Origin of the sequence: Pseudomonas sp. 18.1.10 (assembly GCF_024655625.1) — a bacterium.
GTDB lineage: Bacteria > Pseudomonadota > Gammaproteobacteria > Pseudomonadales > Pseudomonadaceae > Aquipseudomonas.
This window is the reverse complement of sequence record NZ_JANLGL010000261.1, coordinates 1-6,857: the sequence shown is the minus strand read 5'-3', so window position 1 is coordinate 6,857 and position 6,857 is coordinate 1. Positions and strand designations below refer to the sequence as shown.

Below are 6,857 nucleotides of genomic sequence, written 5' to 3'. Positions count from 1 at the left end.
CATTTGGAATGCATTCCCCTGTGGGAGCGGGCTTGCCCGCGATGAGGCCAGTAAAGCTGCACAAGAATTGAAGAAGGTATGAAGATGTCCCAGCCAACCAAAATCATCATCGCCAACACCCCCTTACGTTGGCAGGACGTGGTCGCCGTCGCCCGCCACGGCGCCGTGCTCGAACTCTCGGGCCAAGCCTGGGCGCGCATCGACAATGCCCAGGCCATCGTGCAGCGCATCGTCACCAGCGGCGAGCGCGCCTACGGCGTGAACACCGGCCTGGGCGCGCTGTGCAACGTGTCGCTCAAGGGCGAGCAACTCAGCCAGCTGTCGCGCAACACCCTTCTGAGCCACGCCTGTGGCGTCGGCCCGGTGCTCAGCGACGAACAGACCCGCGCGATCATCTGCGCCACGATCATCAACTACAGCCACGGCAAGTCCGGCCTGCACCCGCAGGTCGTCCACGCGTTGCTGGCGCTGCTCAACCACGGCATCACGCCGCAAGTGCCGTCCCAGGGTTCGGTGGGCTATTTGACCCACATGGCCCACGTCGGCGTGGCACTGCTGGGTGTGGGCAATGTGAGTTATCGCGGCCGGATTATTTCGGCCCAAGAAGCATTCAGCGCCGAAGGTTTACAGCCGGTGGTGCTCGGTGCCAAGGACGGCCTGTGCCTGGTCAACGGCACGCCGTGCATGACCGGCCTGAGCTGCCTGGCCCTGGCCGACGCGCACCACTTGCTGCAATGGGCCGACGTGATCGGCGCCATGAGCTTCGAGGCCCAGCGTGGCCAGATCGATGCGTTTGACGAAGAAATCATCGCCCTCAAGCCGCACCCGGGCATGCAGCACGTCGGTATCAACCTGCGCGCGCTGCTCGACGGCAGTGAAGTGATCGCCAGCAGCAAAGGCATCCGCACCCAGGACGCGTTGAGCATCCGCTCGATCCCGCAGATCCACGGCGCAGCGCGCGACCAGGTGGAGCACGCCACCCGCCAGATCGAGACCGAACTCAACAGCGCCACCGACAACCCGCTGCTGCTCGGCACGCCGGACAGCTACCGCGTGATGTCCCAGGCCAACCCGCACGGCCAGTCGGTTGCCCTGGCGGCAGACCTGCTCGCCATCGCCATGGCCGAGATCGGCTCGGTGGCCGAACGCCGCCTGGACCGCCTGATTAACCCACATGTCAGCGGCCTGCCGGCGTTCCTGGTGAGCAACCCCGGGGTCAACTCCGGAATGATGATCGTGCAGTACGTCGCCGCTTCCCTGTGTGGGCAAAACCGCCAACTGGCGCAACCGGCGGTGCTCGACAACTTCGTCACCTCGGGCTTGCAGGAAGATCACCTGAGCATGGGTACCAACGCCGCGCTCAAGCTGCACCAGGTGCTGGCCAACGTCACGCAGATCCTCGCCATCGAGTATTTGCTGGCGGCCCAGGCGTTCGAATTCCTGAAGGACCAGCGTTTCGGCGCCGGCACCGACCGCGCCTGGCGCTTGCTGCGCGAAGTCGTGCCCGCCTACGAACAAGATCGCTGGCTGGCGCCGGACATTGCCGCCGCTGCCCAGTTGCTCAAAGACACCGCGTTACCGAATGTGCACTGAAATTCAAAAGAACAATTCAAAAGGAGTAGGAATGTGACTGCGCTAAATCTGATTCCAGGCCAACTGAGCCTTGCCCAACTGCGGGCCATCTACCAGCAGCCGGTGACACTCAGCCTGGATGACAGCGCCACGGCGCAGATCGAAGCCAGTGTGGCGTGCGTGGAGCAGATTCTCGCCGAGAATCGCACCGCCTACGGCATCAACACCGGTTTCGGCCTGCTGGCCTCGACCCGCATTGCCAGCGAAGACCTGGAAAACCTCCAGCGTTCCCTGGTGCTGTCCCATGCCGCCGGCGTCGGTGAGCCCATCAGCGATGCGCTGGTGCGGCTGGTCATGGTGCTCAAGGTCAACAGCCTCAGCCGTGGCTTCTCCGGGATTCGTCGCCAGGTGATCGACGCGTTGATCGCGCTTATCAATGCCGAGGTGTACCCGCACATTCCGCTGAAAGGCTCGGTGGGTGCTTCCGGTGACTTGGCGCCGTTGGCGCACATGTCCCTGGTGCTGCTGGGCGAAGGCAAGGCGCGCTACAAGGGCGAATGGCTGGAAGCGACTGACGCGCTGAAAGTCGCCGGCCTCACGCCGTTGACCCTCGCCGCCAAAGAAGGCCTGGCGCTGCTCAACGGCACCCAGGTCTCCACCGCCTACGCCTTGCGTGGCCTGTTTGAAGGTGAAGACCTGTTCGCCGGGGCCCTGGCGTGTGGCGCGCTCACTGTGGAAGCAGTGCTCGGTTCGCGCTCGCCATTCGACGCGCGTATTCACGCCGCGCGCGGCCAGCGTGGGCAGATCGACGCCGCCACGGCCTATCGCGACCTGCTTGGCGAAAGCAGCCAGGTGTCGCAGTCGCACCAGAACTGCGACAAGGTCCAGGACCCGTACTCCCTGCGCTGCCAGCCGCAAGTCATGGGCGCCTGCCTGACCCAGTTCCGCCAGGCCGCTGAAGTGCTGGTGGTCGAAGCCAACGCCGTGTCGGATAACCCGCTGGTATTTGCCGCCGAAGGCGACGTGATCTCCGGCGGTAACTTCCACGCCGAACCGGTGGCCATGGCCGCTGACAACATGGCCCTGGCCATCGCCGAAATCGGCTCCCTCAGCGAGCGCCGTATCTCGTTGATGATGGACAAGCACATGTCCCAACTGCCGCCGTTTTTGGTGGGCAATGGCGGGGTCAACTCCGGCTTCATGATCGCCCAGGTCACCGCTGCTGCGCTCGCCAGCGAGAACAAGGCACTGGCCCACCCGCACAGCGTGGACAGCCTGCCAACTTCCGCCAACCAGGAAGACCATGTGTCGATGGCCCCGGCGGCAGGCAAGCGCCTGTGGGAAATGGCCGAGAACACCCGAGGCGTGTTGGCGGTGGAGTGGCTGGCGGCCTGCCAGGGCCTGGACCTGCGCGAAGGCCTGAAAACCTCGCCGAAGCTGGAAAAGTCCCGCGCGATCCTGCGCGACAAAGTGGCGTTCTATGAGAAGGACCGTTTCTTCGCCCCGGACATCAACGCCGCCAGCGAACTGCTCGCCAGCCGCTGTCTGAATGAGCTGGTGCCGGCGAAGTTGTTGCCAAGCCTCTAAGGCGCAACACCGAACGGTTTCAATGTGGGAGCTGGCTTGCCTGCGATAGCGGTCTGTCAGTTAAAAAAATTGCGACTGATACACCGTCATCGCAGGCAAGCCAGCTCCCACAATTGAGCGTTCGCAGCTCAAAATTTTCTCAGGATAAAAATAATTAGGGACGAGAAATGCACCAGCAAGAACAAGGTTTGAAACGCGGGCTAAGCGCCCGCCATATTCGCTTCATGGCACTGGGGTCGGCGATCGGCACCGGGCTTTTCTACGGCTCCGCCTCGGCCATCCAGATGGCCGGCCCGGCCGTGCTGCTGGCCTACCTGATCGGCGGCGCCGCGGTGTTCATGGTGATGCGCGCCCTGGGCGAGATGGCCGTGCACAACCCGGTGTCCGGCTCGTTCGGCCAGTACGCCAGCACCTACCTAGGCCCCATGGCCGGTTTTATCCTCGGCTGGACCTACGCGTTTGAAATGATCATCGTCTGCCTCGCCGACGTCACCGCCTTTGGCATCTACATGGGCTTCTGGTTTCCCGACGTCGCGCGTTGGGTCTGGGTGCTGGGCATCGTGTTTTTGATCGGCGGCCTGAACCTGTGCAACGTCAAAGTGTTTGGCGAAATGGAGTTCTGGCTGTCGCTGCTCAAGGTCGGCGCCATCGTCGCGATGATCCTCGGCGGCTTCGGCATCATGCTGTTTGGTATCCACACCGCCGGTGAAACCCAGGCCAGCGGCCTCAGCAACCTGTGGGCCCACGGCGGCTTCATGCCGAACGGTATCGGTGGCCTGATCGCCTCGTTTGCCGTGGTGATGTTTGCCTTCGGTGGCATCGAGATCATCGGCATCACCGCCGGTGAAGCCAAAGACCCGCAACGCGTGATCCCCAAGGCGATCAACGCCGTGCCGCTGCGCATCCTGCTGTTCTACGTGCTCACCCTGTTTGTGCTGATGGCCATCTACCCATGGCCGCAGATCGGCAGCCAGGGCAGCCCGTTCGTGCAGATCTTCAGCAACCTAGGCATCGGCTCGGCAGCAACCATCCTCAATATCGTGGTGATCTCGGCGGCCGTCTCGGCGATCAACAGCGACATCTTCGGCGCCGGCCGCATGATGTACGGCCTGGCCCAGCAAGGACAGGCGCCCAAAGGCTTTGCGCAACTGTCCAAGCAGGGCGTGCCGTGGATGACCGTGGTGGTGATGGCCGCCGCGTTGCTGGGCGGCGTGGTGCTCAACTACCTGATCCCGGAAAACGTGTTCCTGCTGATCGCCTCGATTGCCACTTTCGCCACCGTGTGGGTGTGGCTGATGATCCTGTTTACCCAGGTCGCCATGCGCCGCTCGATGACCCGCGAGCAGGTGGCCGAACTGAAATTCCCGGTACCGTTCTGGCCCTATGCGCCAGCGGCGGCCATCGTGTTCATGCTGTTTGTGTTTGGTGTGCTGGGTTATTTCCCGGACACCCAGGCCGCCTTGCTGGTCGGCGCCGTGTGGATCGTGTTGCTGGTGCTGGCCTACCTGCTGTGGGTCAAGCCCGCTGCCGGGCAAGCGGCCAAGGTCCATTACGACCCGGCTTTGTCTCATCGTTAATTTAGGGAGGCGTTGATGAAAACGCTTTGGCAACACTGCCACGTCGCAACCATGGCGGGCGGCAAATACTCGATCATCGAGGATGCTGCCCTGGTCACCGCAGGTCAGCTCATCGAGTGGATCGGCCCCTTGGCTGAACTGCCCCAGGCTGACTATGCGCAGGTTCACGACCTGCAAGGCGCGTGGGTCACCCCCGGGCTGATCGACTGCCACACCCACACGGTGTTCGGTGGCAATCGCAGTGGCGAATTCGAGCAGCGCCTCGAAGGCGTGAGTTATGCCGAGATCGCGGCCAAGGGCGGCGGCATTGCCAGTACCGTGCGCGCTACCCGCGCGGCGAGCGAAGATGAGCTGTTCGACAGCGCCCACAAGCGCCTGCGCAGTTTGCTGCGTGACGGCGTGACCACGGTGGAGATCAAGTCGGGTTATGGCCTGGACCTGGCCAACGAACGCAAGATGCTGCGGGTCGCCCGTCGCCTTGGCGAGGCGCTGCCGGTCAGCGTGCGTGCCACGTGCCTGGCTGCCCATGCCTTGCCGCCGGAGTACAAGGACCGCGCCGACGATTACATCGAACACATCTGCAGCGAGATGCTGCCAGCCCTTGCGGCAGAAGGGCTGGTGGATGCAGTGGACGCGTTCTGTGAGTACCTGGCGTTTTCCACCGAACAGGTCGAGCGTGTATTCAAGGTCGCCCAGCAATTGGGCCTGCCGGTGAAACTGCACGCCGAGCAACTTTCGTCGCTGCACGGCTCCAGCCTCGCGGCGCGTTATCACGCGTTGTCGGCGGACCACCTGGAGTTCATGACTGAAGCAGACGCCATCGCCATGGCCGCGTCCGGCACCGTCGCCGTGTTGCTGCCGGGGGCGTTCTACTTCCTGCGCGAAACCCAGCTGCCGCCGATGGACGCCCTGCGCAAGCACGGCGTGAAGATCGCCATCGCCAGCGACCTCAACCCCGGCACTTCGCCGGCGTTGTCGGTGCGCCTGATGCTGAACATGGCCTGCACCCTGTTCCGCATGACCCCGGAAGAAGCCCTGGCCGGCGCCACGCAACATGCCGCCACCGCGCTGGGCATGGGCGATACCCACGGCTCCCTGGAAGTGGGCAAGGTGGCGGACTTTGTCGCCTGGCAGATTGATCGTCCCGCCGACCTGGCCTACTGGCTGGGTGGCGAACTGGATAAACGCGTCGTGCGCCACGGCGCTGATGTCACCGTTTGAGGAGTAGGGTTGTGGATAAGGTTCTGAACTTCAAACAAGGCCGGGTGCCGCTGCTAATCAGCATGCCCCATGCGGGCTTGCGCCTGACGCCAGCGGTCGAGGCCGGGTTGATCCCCGAGGCACGAAGCCTGCCGGACACCGACTGGCATATCCCCACGCTGTATGACTTTGCCGAGGCGCTGGGTGCCAGCACCTTGTCGGCCGAATATTCGCGGTTTGTGATCGACCTGAACCGGCCGTCCGACGACAAGCCGCTGTACGTCGGCGCCACCACCGGGCTGTACCCGGCCACGTTGTTCGACGGCGTGCCGTTGTTCCGCGAAGGGCTGGAGCCGAACGAGACCGAGCGCGCCAGCTACTTGCAGAAGATCTGGGGGCCGTACCACCGCACGCTGCAGGAGGAACTGGCTCGGCTCAAGGCCGAGTTCGGCTACGCGTTGCTGTTCGATGCGCACTCGATCCGTTCGGTGATCCCGCACCTGTTCGACGGCAAGCTGCCGGATTTCAACCTCGGCACCTTCAACGGCGCTGCCTGTGATCCCGAGTTGGCCAGCCAACTGGAAGCCATCTGTGCCGGGCATCCGCAGTACAGCCATGTGTTGAACGGGCGCTTCAAGGGTGGGCACATCACCCGGCATTACGGTGACCCGGCGCAGGATATCCACGCCGTGCAGCTGGAGTTGTGCCAGAGCACGTATATGGAAGAGGTTGAGCCGTTTCGTTATCGGGCGGATTTGGCTGAGCCGACGCGGGTGGTGTTGAAGCAGCTGTTGGAAGGGTTGTTGGCCTGGGGGCAACAGCGTTACGGCTGAAATCGCTATCGCAGGCAAGCCAGCTCCCACATTTGACTGCATTCCAAAGTTGGAACTCGGTCAAGTGTGGGAGCGGGCTTGCTCGCGA

At 63.5% G+C, this 6,857-nt stretch carries 5 protein-coding genes; all 5 read left to right on the top strand.

The window, feature by feature from the left end:
- Positions 1–84 precede the first annotated feature (84 nt).
- Positions 85–1,593, top strand: coding sequence for a histidine ammonia-lyase (gene hutH / locus NUV89_RS26330; RefSeq protein WP_257783620.1), 1,509 nt, complete (start codon positions 85–87; stop codon positions 1,591–1,593).
- Between the two features lie 33 nt (positions 1,594–1,626).
- Positions 1,627–3,159: a histidine ammonia-lyase gene (hutH, locus tag NUV89_RS26325; RefSeq protein ID WP_257783619.1), complete on the top strand. Its 1,533-nt coding sequence runs from the start codon at positions 1,627–1,629 to the stop codon at positions 3,157–3,159.
- A 167-nt stretch (positions 3,160–3,326) separates the two neighbouring features.
- Positions 3,327–4,736: an amino acid permease gene (locus NUV89_RS26320; protein ID WP_017738817.1), complete on the top strand. Its 1,410-nt coding sequence runs from the start codon at positions 3,327–3,329 to the stop codon at positions 4,734–4,736.
- 15 nt (positions 4,737–4,751) lie between these two features.
- Entirely contained in the window at positions 4,752–5,957 is a 1,206-nt protein-coding gene (gene hutI / locus NUV89_RS26315; RefSeq protein WP_257783618.1) for an imidazolonepropionase, read from the top strand.
- 11 nt (positions 5,958–5,968) lie between these two features.
- Complete coding sequence (hutG, locus tag NUV89_RS26310; RefSeq protein ID WP_257783617.1) at positions 5,969–6,769, top strand: N-formylglutamate deformylase; 801 nt, start codon at positions 5,969–5,971, stop codon at positions 6,767–6,769.
- Positions 6,770–6,857 lie beyond the last annotated feature (88 nt).